The 21,653-nt window shown below is 46.5% G+C and carries 19 protein-coding genes, 1 tRNA gene, 1 other RNA gene and 2 pseudogenes; 6 read left to right on the top strand and 17 right to left on the bottom strand.

All coding sequences use genetic code 11. The features are described from left to right. Both A9B99_RS23530 and A9B99_RS22980 read left to right on the top strand, forming a co-directional pair. Positions 1 to 1,537: cytidine deaminase-like fold-containing protein (locus tag A9B99_RS23530; RefSeq protein ID WP_074388864.1), on the top strand; the 1,537-nt coding region annotated here is incomplete at its 5' end. Further along, positions 1,530 to 1,907, top strand: coding sequence for a DUF6911 family protein (locus A9B99_RS22980; protein WP_064601414.1), 378 nt, complete (start codon positions 1,530 to 1,532; stop codon positions 1,905 to 1,907). The genes A9B99_RS23530 and A9B99_RS22980, both read left to right, overlap by 8 nt. 220 nt (positions 1,908 to 2,127) lie before the next feature. Here A9B99_RS22980 and A9B99_RS23990 read toward each other — a convergent pair. From A9B99_RS23990 to A9B99_RS23680, 3 genes and pseudogenes are all read right to left on the bottom strand, one after another. Continuing rightward, positions 2,128 to 2,331, bottom strand: a pseudogene (locus tag A9B99_RS23990) (integrase core domain-containing protein); the annotation flags it as partial. A gap of 7 nt (positions 2,332 to 2,338) precedes the next feature. Then, positions 2,339 to 3,409: an IS110 family RNA-guided transposase gene (locus tag A9B99_RS22975; RefSeq protein ID WP_064601413.1), complete on the bottom strand. Its 1,071-nt coding sequence runs from the start codon at positions 3,407 to 3,409 to the stop codon at positions 2,339 to 2,341. 210 nt (positions 3,410 to 3,619) lie between these two features. After that, positions 3,620 to 4,573: pseudogene (locus A9B99_RS23680) on the bottom strand (IS3-like element ISEc52 family transposase); the annotation flags it as partial. 544 nt (positions 4,574 to 5,117) lie between these two features. Here A9B99_RS23680 and A9B99_RS22960 point away from each other — a divergent pair. Further along, positions 5,118 to 7,181: a sensor domain-containing protein gene (locus A9B99_RS22960; protein WP_064601411.1), complete on the top strand. Its 2,064-nt coding sequence runs from the start codon at positions 5,118 to 5,120 to the stop codon at positions 7,179 to 7,181. Between the two features lie 240 nt (positions 7,182 to 7,421). Here the strand turns inward: A9B99_RS22960 and A9B99_RS22955 are convergent, their stop codons facing one another. Next, a complete protein-coding gene (locus A9B99_RS22955; protein ID WP_064601410.1) occupies positions 7,422 to 8,999 on the bottom strand; it encodes a methyl-accepting chemotaxis protein in 1,578 nt (525 codons plus the stop codon). 283 nt (positions 9,000 to 9,282) lie between these two features. Here A9B99_RS22955 and kch point away from each other — a divergent pair, with 283 nt between their 5' ends. Next, positions 9,283 to 10,461: a voltage-gated potassium channel protein gene (gene kch / locus A9B99_RS22950; protein WP_064601430.1), complete on the top strand. Its 1,179-nt coding sequence runs from the start codon at positions 9,283 to 9,285 to the stop codon at positions 10,459 to 10,461. Here the strand turns inward: kch and A9B99_RS22945 are convergent. From A9B99_RS22945 to A9B99_RS22920, 6 genes are all read right to left on the bottom strand, one after another. Continuing rightward, positions 10,458 to 11,540, bottom strand: coding sequence for an NAD(P)H-dependent flavin oxidoreductase (locus A9B99_RS22945; protein WP_064601429.1), 1,083 nt, complete (start codon positions 11,538 to 11,540; stop codon positions 10,458 to 10,460). The genes kch and A9B99_RS22945 overlap by 4 nt on opposite strands. A gap of 135 nt (positions 11,541 to 11,675) precedes the next feature. Beyond that, the gene (locus tag A9B99_RS22940) at positions 11,676 to 12,329 is read right to left on the bottom strand and encodes a DedA family protein (RefSeq protein WP_064601409.1); all 654 of its coding nucleotides are present in this window, start codon (positions 12,327 to 12,329) and stop codon (positions 11,676 to 11,678) included. Between the two features lie 296 nt (positions 12,330 to 12,625). Then, positions 12,626 to 12,949: a YdgH/BhsA/McbA-like domain containing protein gene (locus A9B99_RS22935; protein ID WP_064601408.1), complete on the bottom strand. Its 324-nt coding sequence runs from the start codon at positions 12,947 to 12,949 to the stop codon at positions 12,626 to 12,628. Positions 12,950 to 13,187: 238 nt separating this feature from the next. Beyond that, the gene (locus tag A9B99_RS22930; protein WP_064601407.1) at positions 13,188 to 13,496 is read right to left on the bottom strand and encodes a hypothetical protein; all 309 of its coding nucleotides are present in this window, start codon (positions 13,494 to 13,496) and stop codon (positions 13,188 to 13,190) included. Between the two features lie 222 nt (positions 13,497 to 13,718). Further along, entirely contained in the window at positions 13,719 to 14,093 is a 375-nt protein-coding gene (locus A9B99_RS22925; RefSeq protein ID WP_064601406.1) for a cytochrome b562, read from the bottom strand. A 40-nt stretch (positions 14,094 to 14,133) separates the two neighbouring features. Beyond that, the gene (locus A9B99_RS22920) at positions 14,134 to 14,718 is read right to left on the bottom strand and encodes an undecaprenyl-diphosphatase (protein WP_064601428.1); all 585 of its coding nucleotides are present in this window, start codon (positions 14,716 to 14,718) and stop codon (positions 14,134 to 14,136) included. A 330-nt stretch (positions 14,719 to 15,048) separates the two neighbouring features. Here A9B99_RS22920 and A9B99_RS22915 point away from each other — a divergent pair, with 330 nt between their 5' ends. Beyond that, on the top strand, positions 15,049 to 15,243 hold the full coding sequence (locus A9B99_RS22915; RefSeq protein ID WP_064601405.1) for a hypothetical protein: 195 nt from the start codon (positions 15,049 to 15,051) through the stop codon (positions 15,241 to 15,243). Between the two features lie 269 nt (positions 15,244 to 15,512). Here the strand turns inward: A9B99_RS22915 and A9B99_RS22910 are convergent, their stop codons facing one another. The 7 genes from A9B99_RS22910 to A9B99_RS22880 all read right to left on the bottom strand — a co-directional run bounded on the left by A9B99_RS22910 (position 15,513) and on the right by A9B99_RS22880 (position 20,498). Continuing rightward, on the bottom strand, positions 15,513 to 16,907 hold the full coding sequence (locus A9B99_RS22910) for a sensor histidine kinase (protein ID WP_064601404.1): 1,395 nt from the start codon (positions 16,905 to 16,907) through the stop codon (positions 15,513 to 15,515). After that, positions 16,883 to 17,551, bottom strand: a complete 669-nt coding sequence (locus A9B99_RS22905; RefSeq protein WP_064601403.1) for a response regulator — start codon at positions 17,549 to 17,551, stop codon at positions 16,883 to 16,885. The genes A9B99_RS22910 and A9B99_RS22905 overlap by 25 nt, the downstream gene beginning before the upstream one ends. Before the next feature lie 103 nt (positions 17,552 to 17,654). Beyond that, positions 17,655 to 18,434 (bottom strand): COG4705 family protein, encoded by a 780-nt coding sequence (locus A9B99_RS22900; RefSeq protein ID WP_064601402.1) that lies wholly within the window; start codon positions 18,432 to 18,434, stop codon positions 17,655 to 17,657. Positions 18,435 to 18,533: 99 nt separating this feature from the next. Continuing rightward, a complete protein-coding gene (locus A9B99_RS22895; protein ID WP_082917940.1) occupies positions 18,534 to 19,187 on the bottom strand; it encodes a DedA family protein in 654 nt (217 codons plus the stop codon). A gap of 28 nt (positions 19,188 to 19,215) precedes the next feature. Continuing rightward, complete coding sequence (locus A9B99_RS22890; RefSeq protein WP_064601401.1) at positions 19,216 to 19,791, bottom strand: class I SAM-dependent methyltransferase; 576 nt, start codon at positions 19,789 to 19,791, stop codon at positions 19,216 to 19,218. A 446-nt stretch (positions 19,792 to 20,237) separates the two neighbouring features. Then, positions 20,238 to 20,366: non-coding RNA, RtT sRNA (locus A9B99_RS22885), on the bottom strand. A 44-nt stretch (positions 20,367 to 20,410) separates the two neighbouring features. Next, positions 20,411 to 20,498 (bottom strand) — tRNA-Ser (locus A9B99_RS22880). A gap of 201 nt (positions 20,499 to 20,699) precedes the next feature. Between A9B99_RS22880 and ghrA the strand changes: the two genes are divergently transcribed. Next, complete coding sequence (ghrA, locus tag A9B99_RS22875; protein WP_064601400.1) at positions 20,700 to 21,641, top strand: glyoxylate/hydroxypyruvate reductase GhrA; 942 nt, start codon at positions 20,700 to 20,702, stop codon at positions 21,639 to 21,641. The last annotated feature ends 12 nt before the right edge of the window (positions 21,642 to 21,653 follow it).

Raw genomic sequence — 21,653 nt, 5'->3', positions numbered from 1 at the left:
AATCGGCTCTCAGGTTGGTGATATAGCCAGAACAGAAGGGCAGCTTCGTGCCATAGAGGCGGGTAAGGCCGAACTGGCCAAAAATGGAACTAAAGAGCCGGAGGCAGGAGCAAGTCAGGATGAATGGAATAGATACAATAAGTCAGTTGAAAATACAGAAAGTTATAAATCAACAGCGCAACAGTATGGTACGGGCAGTGACCTGCAACGGGCGATTACTGCTGCCACTGCGGCAATAAGTGGCCTGGCGAGTGGCAATATAAACAGTTCGGTGGCTGGCGCAGCAGCGCCGTATATTGTGAATGAAATAGGGAAATACATCACCCCGAACAGTGCGATGGCGGGTGTCATGGCGCATGCGGTGGTGAATGCTGCCCTTGCCCGGGCACAGGGGCAGAACGCACTGGTGAGTGCAACCGGCGCAGCAGCCGGTGAAGCGACAGGGATATTACTGGCGCAGGAGATATATGGAAAACGCCCAGAAGCGCTGACGGAGTCAGAACGGCAGACAATCAGTGCATTATCGACCCTGACAGCAGGGCTGGCTGGCGGGCTTGCAGGGAACAGCACCGGTTCGGTAGTATCAGGCGCGCAGGCCGGGAAGACGACGGTTGAGAATAACTATCTGAGTGTGTCGGATAAGACAGAGCTTGAGATAGCAAAACAGACGCTTAAAAACAGTAAAGATCCGGCAGAGCGCGAAAAGGCACAGCAGAAATATGATTCATTGCTTGAAAAAGATATTAGCAGTGATGAAGCGGTAATCGCTGCGTGCAGTAATGGAAAGGCAGCCAGCGCGGCTTGTGCCGGTGAAAGATTGAAAGTTTTTGTGGCTAAAGGAGGTTATGAAACCGGAAACTACAACAACCAGATCAGCGATATGTATCCGGATGCTTACGGGCAGATAGTAAATCTGCTGAACATTACAAGCGTTGATGCACAGAATCAGCAGCAGGTGAAAGATGCCATGATTAACTATTTCATGGTCACCAAAGGTGTGGATCGTCAAACTGCAGAAAGCTACACCGAAACGAAGCAGGGCCTGGAGATCATTGCGGCTTCGGTAACACCAATTTTGGGTTCTGCTGCGGCAAAACAATTAAGTAAAATTGTTGATGCTAATCTGAAGGTAATTGCCAGGGGAAATGTGGATGGAGTGAAGTTTTCTGACACAAACCAAGGTATAAGACCTTCACAGTTATCTGATTTCAATAAACCGACGCTTATCAATGATGTTGTGCAGGCCAAGATAGACAAGCGGCCGGATAAAAACCTTCCCAATGGGAATATGGGAACAGCTCATGCAGAGGTAGGTGTAATTCAGCAAGCTTATGAAAAAGGAATGACTAACGGCAAAGATATGCTTATGTCGGTAAGTGGAGAGAAAGTTTGTTCATACTGTCTTAGCGATATAAAAATTATGGCTGAAAGATCAGGTCTTAAGTCGTTAACATTATTTGAAGAAACTACTGGTAGGACCTTATATTGGCAGTCAGGAACAAAGGGCTTCCGCGTAAAAGGAGCTAATGATGAATAGGTTGCTTCTTTCATGGTCGATATCACAAAAAGGTGGTACGAAGAAGCCTGGTTGCTGGGAAGATATTGTTAACTTATTAGCCAAAGTTCGTTTATTTAGTGGTTGTGTAACTGTCGACAGATTAGACTGCGAAGGTTATTTAATTTCAGAAGTACAAGTAAGAATGGAAAAAGGTTTTTATCTGGTTACGTTTTTGAACGAAGATGATGAGGTTATGTCAATTACTGATTTAACACAACCAGATGAAAAAGTGTTAATTCTCGGAGATTACTGGCCAGCAAGTCAGCTTACAAAAAATTATGACCTTGTTGTCAGGATCTTTAGGGAGTTCTTCGATACTGGCAACGTATCAAAAGAACTTCTTAATTGAAATATAAATCCAAGACTTCAGCATCCTAAGTGGTGCTGTAGTTTGCTTATATGATGGTGGCGCGATAGACCTTGTGTCACGGCAGGGCGGTAGTGTCAGTGGCCTCAAAAACGCTTAACAGCGCAAAAAGTTACCGTTCCGGAAGTACAGCAGGGAAAACAGGTTATAACTCACGGAAAAGACAGGTAAAAACTGGGTTCATTGCAGCAACCTGTAGTGGTCAACTATTTCCGGACAGTTTGTTGAGTCGTTTTTCCACATAGTCAGGTGTAAAGCCTGCATTATGGCTATGCGGTCGTTGTTGATTGTAATAACTCATCAGGTAGTAACTGATATCTCGCTGAGCTTCATCTAAATCACTGTAACCTCGTTTTGGCATCCATTCGCTTTTATAACTGCGAAATAGTCGTTCCATCGGCGCATTGACGCTCCTATGTCAAGAGCGGGCGATTGGCATAAGCGAGGTCCGATAAAATCAATGGATAGAGTTCACGAACAATGTAGCGTTTTAGGCATCTCAGGATCTCTTTGGTCGACAGCCCTTCACCAGTCCGTCGGTCAACATAGATTCTTGTGCGCGGATCACTACGCATACGCACAAGGGCTATTGTCCACAGGGCGTTGTTTGCTTCACGTGAGCCGCCACGATTTAATCTGTGTCTGACTGTTTTTCCTGATGATGCTGGTAACGGATTTACGCCACAGAGCGATGCCAGGGCCGCTTCATTTTTTAAACGTTCGGGGTTATCACCTGCAACAGCCAGCAGTGTTGCAGCCGTCTGTGGTCCTACCCCAAACTGGCTGCGAAGGTTACTGGCATATTTGCGGGTCAGTTTATCCAATGATTCGTCCAGTTCATTCAGTTCTTCAGTCAGAGATATCCATCGTTTCGCAAGGCTTCGAAGCGTGCCAAACAGGGCTATCCGCAATGGAGAGTGCTCTGACACTTCGCTGTTAATGCAGGCGGCTACGCATTCGTGCGGTTTCGATTTCCATAGTCTGTCGCGAACATCCTGTGGGGCACTAACCAGCAGCGCACGAAGCTGATTAATCGCCTGCGTGCGGGCTTTTACTGCGCTGCGTCGGGCAACACTGATAATTCGGAGAGCTTCACACGCGCCGGACTGCATTTTTGGTATAGCCTTGCTGCCCCCTGAAAGAACTGTCCGGGCAGCATTTTCTGCATCCAGGGGATCTGACTTCCCTTCAAGGCGACGTTTTGAACGATCTGGCCGGTTAACTTCAATCACATATATTCCATTCTTAATGAGATAACGTGTTAATGCCGCACCATAAGTTCCAGTTCCTTCGATGCCTGCTCGTTCGAGGCTCCCTAAAGAACGTGCCCAATCAAGTAGTTCCAGATAACCAGCTTGATTTGTTTGAATAATGTGAGTTCCAAGCAGTTTCCCTGCCTGACTGATAACAGCACCGACATGAATATCAAGGTGTGTATCGACACCCAGGATCACGCTTTCATAAGATTGGTGGTCGTTTTGCATGGCTTGCCCCCAGATATTGGTAGCACAACCATCCCCACCGCAGGACAGGACACTCGGGATGCAGCACAAAGCTCCTATCAGGTCACAAACGCTGGGCCCGGTTATGCCCGGGAAATACCAGAATCGGACGACAGGTCAACACAAAGGCATCTGAGCCAATCCCAGCACGGGTCAGTCCGATCCGGTATTTGAAAGTATATTAGAATGAGTATCCCAGCAGTTTCCACGCCGACTCATACTCTGCCTGATCCGGTATCGCCACAGTAACTGACGGAACTGCCTGCTCGTATAATGACTGCCTTGATCGCTGTGGAACATCACCCCCGACGGGCTTACCACGGGTTTCCCATGCCATTTCCAGTGCTTTCATGGTGAGCCTGCTGTCCGGCGAGAACGACATGGCCCAGCCCACTGGTTTTCTTGCGAACAGGTCGAGAACAACGGCGAGGTACGCCCAGCGCTTACCTGTCCAGATATAGGTCACATCACCGCACCACACCTGATTGGGTTCCGTTACGGCGAACTGTCGCTCAAGATGATTCGGGATAGCAACGTGCTCATGACCGCCACGCTTATACCGGTGAGTCGGCTGCTGGCAACTGACCAGCCCCAGCTCTTTCATGAGTCTGCCAGCAAGCCAGCGCCCCATCTGGCAGCCTCTCTGGGTTGCCATTGTGGCGATGCTTCTTGCTCCGGCAGAGCCGTGGCTGATGCCATGTAGTTCAAGTACCTGACTGCGTAATACAGCCCGTCTGCCGTCTGGCTTTTCAGGACGGTTTTTCCAGTATTTATAGCTGCTGCGATGAACCCCGAACACATGGCAGAGAGTGGCCACAGGATAACGCGCCCTGAGTTTCCCGATTATCGAGAACTGTTCAGGGAGTCTGACATCAAGAGCGCGGTAGCCTTTTTTAATATTTCATTCTCCATTTCAATACGTTGTAGCTTTTTTCTGAGCTCACGGATTTCAATTTGTTCCGGGGTAATGGGGGAGGCTTTTGGTGTTTTTCCCTGCCGCTCATCACGTAATTGTTTCACCCATCGCGTCATTGTGGAAAGGCCGACATCCATAGCGCTGGCTGCATCTGCCACGGTGTAATTCTGGTCAACGACCAGTTGAGCGGATTCGCGTTTAAATTCTGCGCTGAAACTTCTTCTTTTCATTGGGGCACCTGTAATGTTCTGAGGTGAGCATATCACCTCTGTTCAGGTGGCCAAATTCAGTAAACCACTTCACTATGACGCTCTTACGGTTTGCTGGCAGTAGGGTAATCGCCATTCTCACACAGGCTGTTGTGGGGACACCGGTTCCCTGACTGTGCCCGGAACATAGCATCAGCAGCGCCAGTTTCTATAAATAACGGGAAGAGTGTTGCTGGATGGATGCTGCACTCATGGGGAATCTCAAAGAACTCGAAAAGAATAGCGGTGGCTGAAAAATGTATGCCGAAGAGCAGGTTAAAGCCAAAATCGTTCAGGAAGCAATGACAAAAAAGGGGGGCAGCCATCAGTACGCAGGCAGATGGTGCAGCTATTTAGTGAAACGCCAGCTAACATTAAATTGTTCACAGAATAATGATTCTCAATTATCGCTTAAGATTAAATAATGTTATGCGTTGAATGAAGTAAAACGATTCTGGTATGTTTCTGAAACAGAGATTACTCTCTGAAGAGATTTCATTGTTTTATTGATCGTGACGAGAGCAATATGAATAAAACGCACTGGGATGAAAGTGGCTTATTTCAGGCAATTCTCGATAAATGCCCCGTCGGAATAGCTGTAATTGATTATGAAGGGCTTTATCTCACTGTTAATCCCGCTTATTGCGATATTTATGGCTATACAAAAAGTGAAATGCTGAATCACTCTTTCACAATGATTTTTCCTGCAGAAGCCAAACAATCGGTCCTTGAACGGCATCAGAAATTCCTGGCTGAAGGGATTCGCCTAGGTGGGGAATGGCCTGTGCTCCATCATGATGGACAACAGATGACTGTTTTTTCGGAGTCTGTCACATTTTATCCTGACAAAGGGTTACCAGCACGGCTGGTCTATGTACAGAATATTACCGAGCGCAAGAAGGCGCAGGAGCAAATGAGAATTGCGGCGGCTGTTTTCGAAGCCAGCCAGGAAGCCATTGTTGTGACCGATGGCGAAAATAATATTATTTCCGTTAATCCGGCTTTTAGTATTTTGACAGGGTGGTCATTAGAGGAAGTTAAAGGACATAATCCCCGGGAGTTCAAATCGGGCCGTCACCAACGCTCTTTTTATATCGAGATGTGGCAGTCATTAATGAACACCGGGCAATGGATGGGTGAGGTCTGGGACAGGCATAAAAATGGTACTGAATTTCTCAAGGAACTGAGTATTTCAGTAATTAAAGATCCTGACGGCAATGTTATTAATTATGTTGGTATGTTCTCCGACATTACCTTACGTAAGAAACAAGAAGAGTTAATCTGGCAGCAAGCTAATTACGATGCAGTCACCGGTTTACCTAACCGGCATCTTTTCCAAAGTAAACTTGAGCAGGCTGCTCTCCATGCTTCACGCACCTCTCATCTTATGGCGCTGATGCTTATCGACCTCGATCAATTTAAATCAGTTAACGACAGCATGGGGCACAGAGCAGGGGATGAATTATTAGGTTGCGTGGCGATGCGTTTACTCAAATGTGCACCTGGTGCTGACTGCATTGCACGGCTCGGTGGCGATGAGTTTGCGATTATTATCTCAGATATTAATGAACCATCTGCTTGCACCGGTATTGCCCATAATATTCTCAAGGAGCTGGAAGCCTCTTTTGCAATAAATGGTGAGACCATGTTTGTCTCCGCCAGTATTGGTATTTCTATTTATCCTACCGATACGGAAAATCTGGAGGATTTATTTAAGAATGCTGATCAGGCAATGTATGCTGTTAAAAATTCAGGCCGTAAGAGTTTTCGCTATTACTCACGGGCCCTGCATGATGCGATCCATGCACGTCTGCGCATGATAAGAAATCTCAGAAAAGCACTTGAAGAGAACCAGTTTGAGGTTTATTACCAACCTATTGTCTCACTGAAAACAGGGCATATTACCCGGATGGAGGCGCTGGTTCGCTGGATCCACCCGACTCAGGGAATTATCAGCCCCGATATTTTTATTCCGCTGGCTGAAGATACCGGCCTTATAGTTCCAATAGGTAACTGGATAGCAAACCAGGCCATTAAACAACTGTCATACTGGCGGAAAAAATATAATCCTGAACTCAAAATGGCTATTAATCTGTCTCCCGTACAGTTACGTAGTCAGGAATTTGATGATATATCCTGGATTCAGACTTTACAGCGTGAAGGGTTTCATAGCGGCGCTATCACTATTGAAATTACTGAAGGTCTGCTGCTTAATTCAGAAACACGCGTCAATCATAATTTAAAAATGATGCATCAGGCAGGTATTCAGATAGCCATAGATGATTTTGGCACAGGTTATTCATCTTTGGCTTATTTGAGAAAATTTAATATTGATTTTCTCAAAATTGACCGCTCATTTGTTGAAGATTTACAAGGCGTGGGTTATGAGCTTTGTACGGCCATTATTGCCATGGCGCACAGCTTAGGACTTGGCGTGATTGCTGAAGGTGTTGAAACTGAAGAGCAGAAAAAATTACTGATTGAACTGGGATGCGATTATATCCAGGGGTATTTGTATTCAAAGCCATTGCCAGTCGCTGAAATAGAAAAGCTGCTGATTTTACCCATGCATGACAATCATTCTGTTTAACAGTAAGGAAAAGCGCACTCTTGTCATGGTGACGATGGCATATCTTGTGTGCTGCTGGCGGGGCTTCGTTGGTAATGTAGCTACTCTGAGCGTGATGAAAATTCAAACCAGATTCGCAGACGTGCCATAGCCTGCGCTGTTGCGGGTCTGGTTCAAACCCGCATGTTGATGAATAAGCAGCTATTACCCACCCGGAAACGATTAGGTAAGAATGTCCCGGGTGGGGGTAGCCGCTGGTAATTACTGACCAGCCAGCAGTAAGGGAGTTTCCTGCCTTTGGTCACCAAGCAGGAATACAGAGACTGCTTCATTCAGAACATGTGCCTGGTCTTTGAGTGACTGAGCGGCAGCAGAAGCCTGCTCAACCAATGCCGCATTCTGCTGGGTAACGGTATCCATTTGCGCGACAGCCTGGTTTATCTGTTCAATGCCACGGCTTTGCTCGCCAGAGGAGAGCGCAATCTCTGACATCAGGGTGGTAACCTGGCTTACTGATCTGATAACACGTTGCATGCTTTCGCCGGTTTTTTTCACCAGTAAGCTACCATGAGTGATTTGCTCAGCAGATTGTTCAATCAATTCTTTAATCTCTTTGGCCGCAGTTGAAGAGCGCTGAGCAAGGTTACGCACTTCCGTTGCCACCACAGCAAAGCCGCGGCCTTGCTCGCCCGCTCTGGCTGCTTCAACAGCCGCATTCAGTGCCAGTATATTGGTCTGAAACGCAATACTTTCAATAATACTGATGATGCTGACTATTTTCCCTGAGCTTGCTTCAATGACGTTCATTGAGCTGACCACTTCACCCATTACTGTGTTGCCTTCCATTGCGGATGCCTGCATTTCACTGGCAAGGTGGCTGGTTTGAGCCGTGTTATCAGAGGTCTGCTTAATTGTGGACGTGAGTTGTTCCATGCTGGCTGCGGTTTCGCCTAACGAGGCAGCCTGTTCTTCTGTACGGGCAGATAGATCTTCATTGCCAGCAGCAATTTCTTCAGCTGCATAACCTACCATTTGGCTGGATTCCCGTACCCGGGAAATAATACTGACCAGAGACAGGCGCATTTCTTCAAGGGAACGCATCATGGCGCCAATTTCATCACGGGCGCGGGACGTAATCGTCATGCCCAATTGTCCCCTGGCAATGCTGTCACACAATGATTTCGCCTGATCCAAAGGAGCCAGAACCCGGCGGTTCAGTAAAACTATACTGGCGGCAATCAGTGCGATGAACACCAGTGCGAATACTGCGATAGTGACCAGGCTACCAGTAAAGTGGCTCTGTGCTTGTTGGTTGAGTTCGCGCGCATAGGTTTCATGAAATGCCAGCAGTTTATCCAGCGTTATTTCAAACTGGCGATCAAGTGCTGGTACCTTTGTGGTAACAAGCTCTCTTACTGTCTGGGCATCATTTCGTTTTGCCGCATCCATAAGAGGAAGTAAAGCCTGGGTACGGTAAGTTTCCCATGCTGTGCGATAAGCTTCGGTGAGTGCAGCTTCGCCAGCATATTTGGGGGCATCCATATACTGCTTAAAGGCGTTGTCGGCTTTTCCCAATACAATAGTTGCCTGATTAAGGGCGGTTTCGGCACCAGACATGTCACCTTTAGCCGCGTAGTTCATGGCTTCCATAGCTTTAACGCGCATGGTGCGGCTGTGATTAATGGGGTCAATGATGGAAAGCACCACGCGAATTTCTTTATTGACTTTGTCCAGCGATTCATTACTGCCTGTCAGGGACCAGGCGGTTGTACCGCTACTGCAAAGGTAAATAATCAGTAAAACAGTGAAGGTGATAAGAGAAAAGCGTCGAACAGTCATGAGCTATTCCTTTAGTAGTTTAGAGGGTTATGGGTAAGACATGTCACTTCATAAAGTGTTATCGGCCAGAATGGCTGATTTTTTAGTAGACCGGGTTGTCCTGGAGTGAATAAACCGGTGAATATTGGGCACAGGCTTCCTCCGGAAGGATCTAACCCTGTAAATGGCATGGGGGGCTGGTTGTGCGGGTGAAAGGTTTTTTAACATTAATCACTGGAAAAGCCAGGCAGGCAGTGTGAAGCTCGCTACACTGGTTTACAGGTATTCGGCTAGTATTAACAATATGAAATTACAGTTAAATAGATTGCATTTTGTTCTGGCGTGGCTGAAGCCACACTGCTGGTTAGGTTTGTTAACTTTATTTATCGGGGGGATTTTTCTTCACCCGGTGCTGATGCAGGTGTGGCACACATTACCTGTCGCTATGGAACATTTCACTGACTGGAAAGATGCCATTTCCACTTTTGGGTTACTGAGGTTGCCCCAGGTGGTGCTGGGCAGTGCGATTGGGCTGATGAGCATCGGGCTGTTTTTGCGAGCCAGAGTGGCATGGACGTTTGCGCTGCTGCTGCTGGTAGTGGTGGCATTATTTAATTTCTGGTTTACTGCAGGCAATTTGCGTATTGGCTATCTTGCCCTTTTCGATACCTTGTGTTTGCTTTACTTCTGGCGGGATTTCAGCCATTCAAGCCTGGCTGCAGGGTCATTATTCGCACTTATCAGTTTCGCATCATTACTGACTTATGCACTGTTTGGTTCACTTTACCTGGGCGCGCAGTTTCACCCGGCTATCACTGAGTTTGCTCAGGCACTCTACTTTTCGACAGTCAGTATGTCGACAGTGGGCTATGGCGACATTGTGCCGGTAACCAATACAGCACGCTTTTTTACCGTATCCATTATCATTATGGGAATTACCGTCTTCGCGACATCAGTTAGTGCGATTATTGGCCCGGTGATTGGTGGTAATCTTAATCGAATGATAAAAGGACGAATTTCACACGCTATGCGTAAAGATCATATCATTATTGTCGGAGCCAGCCCGCTGGCAATGAGTGTGTATGCGGGCTTAAAGCAGCGTAATAAAACGGTGACGGTCATCGTGCCACCGGGAATTTCTCATGAGTACCCGGCAGATGCAGACGTGATTGTCGATGATCCTTCAGCGAACCAGACATTACTCAATGCTGGTGCTAATAAAGCCAGCACTATTCTGGTACTGCGGGATGACGACTCAGATAACGCCTTCATTGTGCTGGCGGCTAAAGAAGTGGTTTCACCAGAAACGAAAATAATCGCACTGGTAAACTCAGATAAAAACCTGAACAAAATTAAGCGGGTTCAGCCGGATATCGTGTTTTCTCTGCAAACACTGGCAAGCGAGATGCTGCTGGCAAGGCTCAGCGGTGAAAAGATGACAAACCAGGATCTGATGCAACTGTTGTTCCACGAAAACCATTAGAGATGCGGCTCAATGCCGGCTGTTGCGCGTTGCCACTCACGGGCGAGTATTTCAACCAGCCGGGCAGCACTCTCCTGGCGGGCATAGGGTGCACCAGTTCCGGCCCACTGGGCGCTAAAGCCCTTGATGCCAGCTGACTGCGCGGCTGCGGCCAGTGCTTTACCCAGAGAATAGGCCACAGGGTAATCCGGAATATCTTCCGGCAAAACCGTGCGGGTAGCCTGGCAGAATGCGTTATTCAGGCTGCGTGCCGGGCGGCCCGAAATAGCCGATGTCATGCAGGTATCACCGGGGGTGGCCTTGCTGAGGGCCTCACGCCAGTCTGCGTTGGCAGCAGATTCAGGGCAGAGAATAAATGCTGTACCCATCTGCACACCTGTCGCGCCTTGCTTCATTACGCGCGCAATATCCGCGCCATTCATAATGCCACCGGCGCAAATTATGGGTAGCGAAGTGGCTTCCTGCAACAGGGGCAGTAACTCGGCGGTACTTAACTGGGTGTCTGTCGCGACATCCAGAAATGTGCCACGGTGCCCGCCAGCCTCAAATCCCTGAGCAATAATAAAATCCACACCAGCTGCGGCAATATACTGTGCTTCATTGGGTGATGTGGCGCTGGCGAGGGTTAGACAGCCTGCGGCTTTGAGCGCCTGAATGGCTTCAGGTTCCGGCAGGCCAAAATGGAAACTTACCACGGCCGGGCGTGTATCCAGCAATACCTGCAACATTGCTGTGTTGTGGCAAAAGGTGGCATAAATTTCGGCCAGTCCGGTGGGAGCAGGGTTGCCAAAACTGTGAAACATCTCGCTGAACTGGTTTATCCAGGCCTGCTCTTTGGTGGGGTTACGCCTGGCTGGCGGGTGGCAAAACACGTTCACGTTAAAAGGCGCAGTGGTCAAGGCCTGCGTATGGGCTATCATTTCCCGGGCTTGTTGTGTTGTTGCTGAACCAACACTAATTGAACCCAGCGCACCGCTGTTACTGACGGCGGCAGCCAACTCTGGTGTGGATACGCCAGCCATCGGTGCCTGAATAATCGGATATTTCAGATTTAAAACATCACATAATGGATTCGTCATGGTAATCATGTCGTTAGAAAGCACAGACCATCAAGTGTAGAAGACGTTACAAATAAAGGTAAGTTTATGGGGGGGGGCAACGGTGCTGTTGCTTTACTGGAAGGGGATACCGCCAGTAACAAGTGATGCGTATTTTTATGGTTTATTGTGCTGCTGACGGCGTACAGCATACCAGGCACTGCCTATAATCCCTGCTAACAGGCATAGAAGCGGTAAAAGAATCAGTACTGCCATACCCGCGGCTGAGTTATTTTTAAAGAGTTGTAGTTCTGCCAGATGGCGACCAGCCAGCAAGAGGGTTCCTACCCACAAGATAGCTCCGGGCCAGTTAAAAAGATGAAACTGGCGTTGTTTAAGTGCAGTGATACCGGCCAGTAAAGGAAGTAATGTTCTTACAAAACCGATAAACCGCCCAACCAGTAGTGCGGGGGGGCCGAATCGATGGGATAAGTTTTGGGCACGCTGGTGATAGTGAGCAGGAACTTTACCGAGCCATTTTTTTACCGGATGGGTGTGGCTGAGCCAGCGTCCTGATAAGTAATTTATCCAGTATCCGGTTCCTGTAGCGACAACCAGCAATACCAGAGTGGGGTAAAACGGCAGTATTTGTTTGGCAGTCATTGCTCCGGCAAGTAAAAGTAAGCTGTCGCCAGGCAGAAATGCCGCAGGCAGCAGGGCACTTTCAAGGAATATAGCAAGAATCAGGATGCAGTAGATCCAGCTAATTGTTCCGGGTTGGCTAAGTACAGCCAAATCCTGATGTAATAATGCCGTAATGAGCGCTGTCATTGTTGTCCTGTATTGTTATCTGCTGTAATTATCTTTCATGGAATCGTCATTGCTACATGGTATGGAGCTTACGCCTGTGAGACGAGGGCTGCTGACGGGCTTATGTAGGCCAGATGAAAAACAACCAACATCAGGCTATACCTGTTTTCTTAAGCTTGCCTTAATCAATTTGCTTTGAAAGGGCTCGTCGGCTAATTTCACCAACACAATGTGGCAGGGAGAACTGAAAAGATGGCTTGTCAGTAAGTAATAAGAATGGATGAAGAGCATCCATTCTTATAGTCAAACAAGTTAAGTTATTTATACAGCGTTGCTTCAATGGTCTTGTGATCTGGCTGGCCTTGTGAACCAGTGATAACATAATATTTCCCGCCTTGTTCTGCTGCTTCATGTTTCAGCTGTGTATTATCCATAGAAAAGCCTTGTTGAGTGACAGCAATAGTACCAATTTTTTGATGGTTAACAGCTTGTGCCTGGCTGATTTCTTGCGGTTGTGGCGATACTCTTGCCAGTGCATCACCATGGTCTGCAAAAAATGAGTTAAGCCCACTGGCATAAACGGAACCAGATAAAGATGCAAGAGCAAGGGTAATAATGGCGAAAGTTTTTACATTTTTCATGATATATCTCCGGTAATGGTTGTTCGCACCTTCTTGCGTGGTTCTGAGATTACCGGGGGAGACTTAGCCGACACTGAGTATTCTTTATATTTTTGTCGGGAAATGTCATTTTTTCCTGAGCTTAAAAAAATAACTGCCAGTGCAGGAAAATGGCCGGAAATAGCTTTTACCGGCAATAAATAATAACCGGCGCTGCAGAGTGGCAGCGCCGGCAGGGGAAGCTTAATAACCGTGTGGTTTATAAATTAAACGGAGCTTCACAGCTGTGATAATTGGGGTTGCAGTAATGACTGGTGCTGCCGGTTTTTTTGGCAATCTGCCCCGGGTTGAGATTGAACGGGGCTTCACAACTGTGGTAATTGGGGTTGCAGGTCCGCGCTGTCGGGTGGACGGCCGGGGCGATTTTATCCTTATTCAGGGTAAACGGTGCCTCGCAGCTGTGGTAATTGGGGTTGCAATACTGGGTTGTGGCTGCCTGAGCATAAGAGGCAGCAGTAAATGAAGCCAGGGCCAGTACAGTGGAAGTCAGCAGCATTTTAATATTCATAATCTTTCTCTCCGGTCATTATTATCCGCATCTTCTTGCGTGACTCTGAGATTACCGGGGAAAACTTAGCTGACACTGAGTTGATGTATCTGTGAAAAATATTTTTTTATCTCTCCAAAATACAGTATCTGTTTTATTTTGTAGTGGGTAATGAGAGGGAGAAACCAGGGCTTAATGTAAACACCCTGGAAGAGTTTAAGCAGAGCTTCTGAGGGCAGATAATTACACACCTAGTTTGCTATGGTATTGCTCCATTATACTCCGCAATTTTCGTGCTTCTGTTTTTACTTCGCTAATACTCTGTGTCTGCGCTTTTTGCTCAATGAGTGTCACTTCATTAAGCAATTTTTTCATACCTTCATCAAACGTGACCTTGCCTGAATCATTCAGCGATGTTTTCTGTGCTGCCTGTGCTGATAGTTTGAATGCTGACAGATCTTTTTTAAACGCGTTAATGTCGTTGTCTTTCATCATGGAACGGTAGCTTATGCTCATTTTTTCCATTGACTTTTGAACACTGACTGTACTGGCAGTTGCATTGCCGGCAACGCACATAAAAAAACCTGACAGCAACAAAGGAAGTACACTCTTTTTCATGATCACTCCAGAATAATCGATTTATCGTTTTTGATAAAAACTACCCTTTTAAGGGGAATAGAAAGAACAATTTACTGCTTATTGCTTCACACATTGTTGTGACTGTTTCACCGTATTTTTTCCATACCGGGGCGATGAGCATATTGGCAATAATCGCCATCAGTAGTGCTCCAAGCATGTCGAATGGAAAGTGAACACCAAGGAAAACCCGCGACCAGGCAACAAAAAGGCTGACAGCAAGCAGAAAACCACCTGCGGCTCTGGCTTTGTGCAACATAAATGCAATTGCTGCGCTAAAGAACAGGGTGCCATGGTCACTTGGAAATGAAGAGTCCGGGGCATGAACAATCCACGTATGCCCCAGGGGGATCATAAATGGACGGGGATGAAAGTAAAACGTACTACAAAGAGCCCCTAAAGAGAGCGCGAATAGTGCCGTAATCACGCATACCAATGCCTGGCTTCGGGTGTGTCTGTTGCCCATAAACCACATGGCTGCCAGGATAATGGGAATTAAGTACAAGGTGTATTGCGCACAAAACTTAGCAAATTCGATTAATCCATCGGGTGTACCTGGCGCTGCATTGATAGATAAAAACCATTTTTTGTTCAGTAATTCCAGCATAGCAAAGAGAACCATTTTATGTATCCAGTAAAGGTATTTTGGATGCGGCAGATTAATAAAACCTTAGGTGGTAAAAATGATGCCGGGCTTTTTATTAAGAAAAATTAATATTCTGATTTCTTACTTCCTTTTCATGATAGTGAATGTGTGTGTAAATGTTATCAATAATAACAAAGCATGAAGTCTTAAGAAAATATTGTGAATAGCTACAGTGGGCTAGCAATAAAGTAACTATATAAGCAAGAAAATAATTTAATTACCATTTGGTTTTTTTATTACGCTGCCGATAATCTCGTTGTGCAGTCAGCACAGTGAAATTAAGGAGTCCTTATGTCTGTCAATGCGATTACTAACAACACAGTGCATACACAATATCAACCGACCAGCGCAGGCGATGAAAGTAAAGAGATACGAGCCAAACCTGATCACGATGGCGACAGTGATGATTCAGCCCAGACCACAAAATCACCCTCAGTGAATGCAAATGGTAGTGTAGTAGGCAGTGTTGTGGATGTGAAAGTCTGACGTTATAAAGCCTGCGAGTTTCGCAGGCTTTATATTGTACAACATCGATTTTGAGCAATGTAAAAGATAATGACTGCCGTTAGCATATAAACCGTGCTGCCATTATTCGGCGTTGATGCTGATTAAGATAGCTTTGTGAATGTTTTTTATCCATGAAGGATAACCTTGCTATAACATGCCGGCTTACTTTTATGTAAGTTGACATGAATAGAGATAATATAACTGATAAATTTAAGCGCATAGCCGTCTCCTGTGTTGGGTTGGATATATTATGAGACAGAAGACTTAGTTGAATATGAGGGCTCATCTTTATGGGCGCAGGGAAGTGTTATCCTGGCCAGCAGCCCTGACTGGAAATGTTCGGTGTCATTGAGTGAAACGGTACCTCCTATCTTTTGAATGCAGGCACGCACAATAGATAAACCCAGCCCTGAGCCACTCTGCTCCTGGCCTTCCATGCGATAAAAAGCATCGAAAACGCGCTCTCGCAGTGCTTGATCGATACCCGGTCCATTATCCTCAACCTCTATAACCACCTGATTATGATGCTGATAAACACTCAGATCTATTTGCCCGTTTTCAGCAATATACTTTATTGCGTTCTCGACCAGGTTTTTCAGGGCGACATACAATGTATTTTTTTCAGTAAACAGTGAAATGTCAGGCTGTGAATTGGCACTGACACCAATATCGATATTCTTTTCCAAAGCAAGTGGCAGCACTGTTTCGAGGATTTCCCGGAAAATCTCCTCAACTGAGAAACTTTCATTTTTCTGGCGTTGCTCAGTTTGTTGCTGGCGAGCCATCGTCAGCAATTGCTCCAACAAATATTTGGTACGCTTTAACCCCAGACGCAAGGTGCTTAGCCTGTCGCTGGCCTCAACTGACATTGGTGATTGCGACAAACGTTCTGCCTGGAGTGTCAGGGCTGTGATGGGGGTTCGCAATTCATGAGCCGCATCAGCAATGAAACGTTTTTGTATGCTCATCGCTGTGTCAATGTTGTACAACAAGCGGTTAATACCTTTGACGAAAGGTAAAATTTCATAAGGGACCTGCTGTAGTGGGAGTGGTGCCAGGTCCTGCTCATTACGTGAACGAACTTCCTGAGCCAGTGTGGTTACTGGTTTCAGCGCAAACCGAACCAGCAATACAGCGACCACGACAAAGACTGGCAGCGAGACAGAAAATGGGATTAATGTCCTGAGCGCGCTTTGCATCGCTATTTCATCCCGTACATCCGTTTGCTGGCCAATAACGATTGCCTGTGAAGGGGATTTCCTGGTCACTAATACACGATAGGTTTCTCCGTCCGACTCTATATTATGAAATCCGGGTGCAGTGGAAACAGGAAGATTAAAATGTGTTTGGGAAGCATCATTAGCTAAGGCAGGGGACGATAAATAATCAACAAAAATACGTGCGTCGTTATCGCCTTCACTGCGTAGCGCTAATTTTTGTTGAGAGGCACTGATAGCTGGCGCATTCAGTACCACTGCACTCATTTGCCGTAGCATCCTGTCTTGCAGTTCATGCGCTTCATCAAGAGCTGAGGCGAAAGTCAGTCCACCGGAAATCAGGGCAATAATGATTATTGCCATGGTTAAGGCCAGAGATAATTGCCCCTGAACAGAATGAGTTATTCGCTTTTTGAAACCAGCCATCCAACACCTCTGACATTTTTGATTGCATCGCGCCCCAGCTTTTTGCGCAAAGCGTGGATAAGGAACTCGATTGCATTGCTTTCCACTTCTTCTCCCCAGCCATAAATTCGGTCTTCTAAATTGCTGCGAGAAAGAATACTGCCCGGGCGTAACATTAGCGCTTCAAGTAAAGAAAATTCCCGGTTAGAAAGCTGGAAACGGCTCTGGCTGGCCTGAACGATAACTTCATGTGTGGAGGGGTCCAGTGCTAACTCTCCATTGGTTAGCACTGGGTTGGCTGTACCGTTATTACGCCGCAGAACAGCCCGAATTCTGGCAAGCAGTTCGCTCATTTCAAAAGGTTTGACAATATAATCATCTGCACCGCCATCTAAACCTCGCAGGCGATCTTCCAGCGCATCCCTCGCGGTGAGAATCAGAACCGGTACCGGCGAGGTATTTTTACGGATTTCATTGAGTATAAAAAAACCATCTTTGCCTGGAAGCCCAAGGTCAAGTAATACCACATCATAGTGTTGTGTTTTGAAACTGGCTAAAGCATCGTTGCCATTTTTCACCCAATCGACAGCATAGGCGTTGTCTTTCAGTGAACAGGCGACGATATCGCCAATCATTGGGTCATCTTCAACAAGAAGTGCACGCATATTCTTAACCTTTGTAAGTTACTCTACAGATAAAGTAGTGATCTATTCTTTATCTGTAAGCCGCCATAATCACATTTACTGGATTAAAGTACAGCCAAAAAACTTAAATTTCATCATTGGATGCTGGCTTTTTAGCCAGGTGTAGATATGTGACCAGCACTAAAATGATAGTTAAAAAGCACAGGTTAATTGTTGTACTACCAATGTTCATACCACCACTGGTGACGGGTTGTGATAAAAAGTCACCCAAAGAAGCACCCAACGGACGTGTTAATATATAAGCTATCCAAAAACAAATCACACTGTTGCACTTGAAGAAGCTGTATGCAATTAAGCAGAAAGTAATCAAAAAGCCAAATAATAATGTTGCATTTAAGAAACCCAGTTGAAGTGTTTCAGAAACCCAGTCCCCGCCGGCAGTACCTAATGAAAATGTGAGTAAAATTGCTGTCCAGTAGAAGAGTTCTCTGCGCTGCGTGTTGATGCTGTGAATTGATAATGTCCGTTCTTTTCGATACCAAATAGCGAAAAAACCAACCAGTAAGAAAGTAAATACACCTGTTGATAATATGAGCGGAACACCAAAGTGATCAGTTAAATTATCTGTAACCAAAGTGCCAAATACACTGATTAATAATACGGTTGTCCAGTATTTCACTGGGACGTATTTGGGAGATTTTACTTGTATGAAAAGCGCAATGAAAAATAAGGCACCTATAAAAAGTGATGTATTAGTTAATCCCCAGTGTAGATTAACATTCAAAAAGTCTGCTGCTGTTTCACCGACAGTGGTGGACATCATTTTTATAATCCAAAAAACAAGTGTTACCTCAGGAACTTTATTCCTGTATGTAACTGGCAGGTTAGCGTTGGCTTGTTCCATGATGAACCTCTTTTAATGTTTGCTTTACTTTAAGGAAAATAAGTGTAACTAACTCATTAATGAGTTAATTTAAGTTAATTGGTGTGTTGCGGGTGTTTATTATGGTTTCATACTACTTGTGCATATTTTATAATTTGCTGCTTTCTTCGCTAATTCTTTTTCATGGTGGCGAAAAAAATAATAACTGCAGATGAAGAACAATATTGTGCTGCAAAGGATGGCGAGCCGTAATTCACTATCCAGGCTGAAAAGTTTATCGCCAAAAAAATAAGCAGCTGAGCCGAATAGAGATGCCCATGTGACACCTCCTAAGGCATTCATTAGCAGGAACGTTCTCCAGGGCATATGATTGGCACCTGCAAGAAAGGCAGCCAGTGCTCGCAGTAATGCAATAAACCGCCCGAAGAAGACAATTTTCCCACCATGGTGTAAAAAAAGGTACTCACCAATCTGGAGGCGGGTACTGTCAATGAAAATATATTTCCCGTAGTTTTGGAGTAACCGGGTACCGATAACCCTGCCGAGTAGAAAACCTATATTATCGCCAATGATAGCAGCAACCGACGCGACAAGGATGACACTCAACAATGTCAGGTTGTGGGATGTTCCGGCGTAAACCGCCATGCCAATTAGCATCGCTTCGCCAGGAAGTGGCAGTCCCATACTTTCAAGCATAATTATGGCGAGCAAACCCCATAATCCGTAATGCTGCATAAATTGCATCATGTGAGCTGATGATAAAAGTGTGAGCATGCCATCCTCCTGTTATTTTCAGCTATTTTTAGCCAGGTAAGCACGTTTCTTGTTGCATCGCTTTACAGCTATACACCCATGCGGGAGGAAAATTACGCACTTCGAATACCTTCTCCCAGGAGAAAAAACGTGACAGCGATTTTTCAGACCCATGAGTGTACTGAAACTGTATAAATGAACCATTTGGCGTGAGTTGTATTGATGCTTTTTTTAATATCTTCAGGCGTATTCTTGGTGGCAGTGATAAAAGAGGCAGACATGAAAAAATAATGTCATAGCGCTGCTCCAGTAACTCAGCTGAGTGGGGAATGATTTGCAGCCTGCTGTCATTAATCCGTGAGAGTGTTTTCAGAAAGGACGGATCGATTTCATAAGCATCAAGCTTTGCATCGTTCGGCATCATTGTCAGAATTTTTCGGGTCAGCACGCCTTCCCCGGCTCCCAGTTCTGCTACCCGGGTAATATTCCCCCAGGACACACTGGATATCATGGCGCGGCACAGCCACGGAGAAGAAGGAACCAGTGTGCCGATAGTCCGTGGGGAACGGATAAACTGGCGAATATAATTCCGCTGCGATTTCAGTAAAACATCAATTCGGTACATTATGGCTCTCCATAGATGGGCAACATGTGCAATATAGCGCACCACCCAAAAAACCGAGGATATCTTTGATGTCTGTTATTCTGGCAAATGAAACTTAGGACTTCCTTAGGGGTAAATGGTACGTTCTGTGGATGTCGCTTCAGGGCTGGCGCTTTTTGCCTCGATTGGGAAGGGTGAACGGGGAAGTGTAATAACCAGACAGGAAAACATATCTGGGTTATGAACCACATTCAGTGAGGGTTTCCCCAAAATAATTCGCCGTGCAGGAAGGCGGCAGCGCAGAGAGTTGCCGGGAGCTTACTGGAGTAAGTGACCGGTGCGAACGAGCACAGCCAACGCACCTGCGTGGTGAATTATGCAGGGGAATGACGAGGGTTCTTACCCTCCCTCTGGGAGTATCGGGCAATAAAAAAGCCCGTACCTAAGTATGAGCTTCTCTAAGAATATGGCGGTGAGGGAGGGATTGATTCGCTGCGCTCACCCCTTTGGGGCAACCTGTTGCACAGGTTGTCCTGATACCTGCGGTATCAGTCGAACCCTGACGAGGGTTCTCACCCTCCCTCTGGGAGTTTCGGGCAATAAAAAAGCCCGTACCTAAGTACGAGCTTCTCTAAGAATATGGCGGTGAGGGAGGGATTCGAACCCTCGATACGTTGCCGTATACACACTTTCCAGGCGTGCTCCTTCAGCCTCTCGGACACCTCACCAAATTATTGAACCACCGGAATGGAACGGCGCTTAATTTAGGGAAAAGCGCTGCCAGCGTCAATCAACTTTTTTGCAAAAAGAATCGTTTAGCTAAACTTCACGCAAAATGCTGGCAAAACCAACAAATAATGCCGTTTTTTCTCCCACAGACCTTGCGCTAATGTCACTTTGCAGTAAGCCTGTGCAAAACAGGAGGCGAAATGCAGATACTTTTCTACCACCCCGATTTTGATTCAGCTCGCTGGGTACACAGCCTGGAGCAAGCTATGCCCGGTACTACCGTGCGCATATGGCAACCGGGTGATAACGCACCCGCAGATTTTGCACTGGTATGGCACCCACCGCGGGAAATGCTTGCCGGGCGGCACAACCTGAAGGCCGTTATTGCACTTGGTGCCGGAGTGGATTCCGTGCTTAATCAGCTCAAACAGGACCCGGATTTTATCCCGGCCCATGTCCCGCTGTATCGCCTTGAAGATGCCGGTATGGGAAAACAAATGCAGGAATTCGCGGTAAGCCAGGTATTGCGCTGGTTTCGCCGGTTTGATGACTACCAGGCGTTACAGCGTGAAGGGCGCTGGGAACCTCTGGAAGAGTATCAGTCCAGTGACTTTACTATCGGCATCCTCGGGGCTGGTGTACTGAGCAAGCGTGTGGCAGAAAGCCTGTTACCCTGGGGTTTTCCATTACGTACCTGGAGCCGCCAACCGAAAGACTGGCCGGGTGTGAGCAGTTTTGCCGGCAACGAGTCGCTGGATGCATTTTTAGCAGAAACACGGGTGCTTATTAATTTATTACCACACACCCCGCAAACAGAGGGCATGATTAACCAGGCTTTACTGGCGCGTTTACCACAAGGCGCATTTCTGCTGAACCTCGGGCGTGGTGCGCATGTTGTCGAAGATGACCTCCTCGCTGCAGTGGAATCAGGGCAGATTCTGCGTGCTACGCTTGATGTTGTGCGTCAGGAACCTTTACCTGCAAATAACCCTTTGTGGAGACATCCGCGTGTAACAATTACCCCGCATATTGCTGCCTCCACCCGGCTTGATGACGCTGTCATCTATTTAGCAAAATTGATAAATGCTCTTAAGCAAGGCGCTATCCCACCAGGGCAGGTCGATAAAGAACGTGGTTACTGACACACAGCTGTA

It is taken from the genome of Mangrovibacter phragmitis, assembly GCF_001655675.1.
GTDB lineage: Bacteria > Pseudomonadota > Gammaproteobacteria > Enterobacterales > Enterobacteriaceae > Mangrovibacter > Mangrovibacter phragmitis.
Note: the sequence above shows the minus strand (reverse complement) of the source record. Positions and strands in the feature narration are given on the sequence as shown.

Excerpts from the sequence above, each read along its gene's own strand:
- A9B99_RS22980 (WP_064601414.1), top strand. The coding sequence starts at position 1,530 with ATGAATAGGTTGCTTCTTTCATGGTCGATATCACAAAAAGGTGGTACG.
- A9B99_RS22975 (WP_064601413.1), bottom strand. The coding sequence starts at position 3,409 with ATGCAAAACGACCACCAATCTTATGAAAGCGTGATCCTGGGTGTCGAT.
- A9B99_RS22960 (WP_064601411.1), top strand. The coding sequence starts at position 5,118 with ATGAATAAAACGCACTGGGATGAAAGTGGCTTATTTCAGGCAATTCTC.
- A9B99_RS22955 (WP_064601410.1), bottom strand. The coding sequence starts at position 8,999 with ATGACTGTTCGACGCTTTTCTCTTATCACCTTCACTGTTTTACTGATT.
- kch (WP_064601430.1), top strand. The coding sequence starts at position 9,283 with ATGAAATTACAGTTAAATAGATTGCATTTTGTTCTGGCGTGGCTGAAG.
- A9B99_RS22945 (WP_064601429.1), bottom strand. The coding sequence starts at position 11,540 with ATGACGAATCCATTATGTGATGTTTTAAATCTGAAATATCCGATTATT.
- A9B99_RS22940 (WP_064601409.1), bottom strand. The coding sequence starts at position 12,329 with ATGACAGCGCTCATTACGGCATTATTACATCAGGATTTGGCTGTACTT.
- A9B99_RS22935 (WP_064601408.1), bottom strand. The coding sequence starts at position 12,949 with ATGAAAAATGTAAAAACTTTCGCCATTATTACCCTTGCTCTTGCATCT.
- A9B99_RS22930 (WP_064601407.1), bottom strand. The coding sequence starts at position 13,496 with ATGAATATTAAAATGCTGCTGACTTCCACTGTACTGGCCCTGGCTTCA.
- A9B99_RS22925 (WP_064601406.1), bottom strand. The coding sequence starts at position 14,093 with ATGAAAAAGAGTGTACTTCCTTTGTTGCTGTCAGGTTTTTTTATGTGC.
- A9B99_RS22920 (WP_064601428.1), bottom strand. The coding sequence starts at position 14,718 with ATGCTGGAATTACTGAACAAAAAATGGTTTTTATCTATCAATGCAGCG.
- A9B99_RS22915 (WP_064601405.1), top strand. The coding sequence starts at position 15,049 with ATGTCTGTCAATGCGATTACTAACAACACAGTGCATACACAATATCAA.
- A9B99_RS22910 (WP_064601404.1), bottom strand. The coding sequence starts at position 16,907 with ATGGCTGGTTTCAAAAAGCGAATAACTCATTCTGTTCAGGGGCAATTA.
- A9B99_RS22905 (WP_064601403.1), bottom strand. The coding sequence starts at position 17,551 with ATGCGTGCACTTCTTGTTGAAGATGACCCAATGATTGGCGATATCGTC.
- A9B99_RS22900 (WP_064601402.1), bottom strand. The coding sequence starts at position 18,434 with ATGGAACAAGCCAACGCTAACCTGCCAGTTACATACAGGAATAAAGTT.
- A9B99_RS22895 (WP_082917940.1), bottom strand. The coding sequence starts at position 19,187 with ATGCTCACACTTTTATCATCAGCTCACATGATGCAATTTATGCAGCAT.
- A9B99_RS22890 (WP_064601401.1), bottom strand. The coding sequence starts at position 19,791 with ATGTACCGAATTGATGTTTTACTGAAATCGCAGCGGAATTATATTCGC.
- ghrA (WP_064601400.1), top strand. The coding sequence starts at position 20,700 with ATGCAGATACTTTTCTACCACCCCGATTTTGATTCAGCTCGCTGGGTA.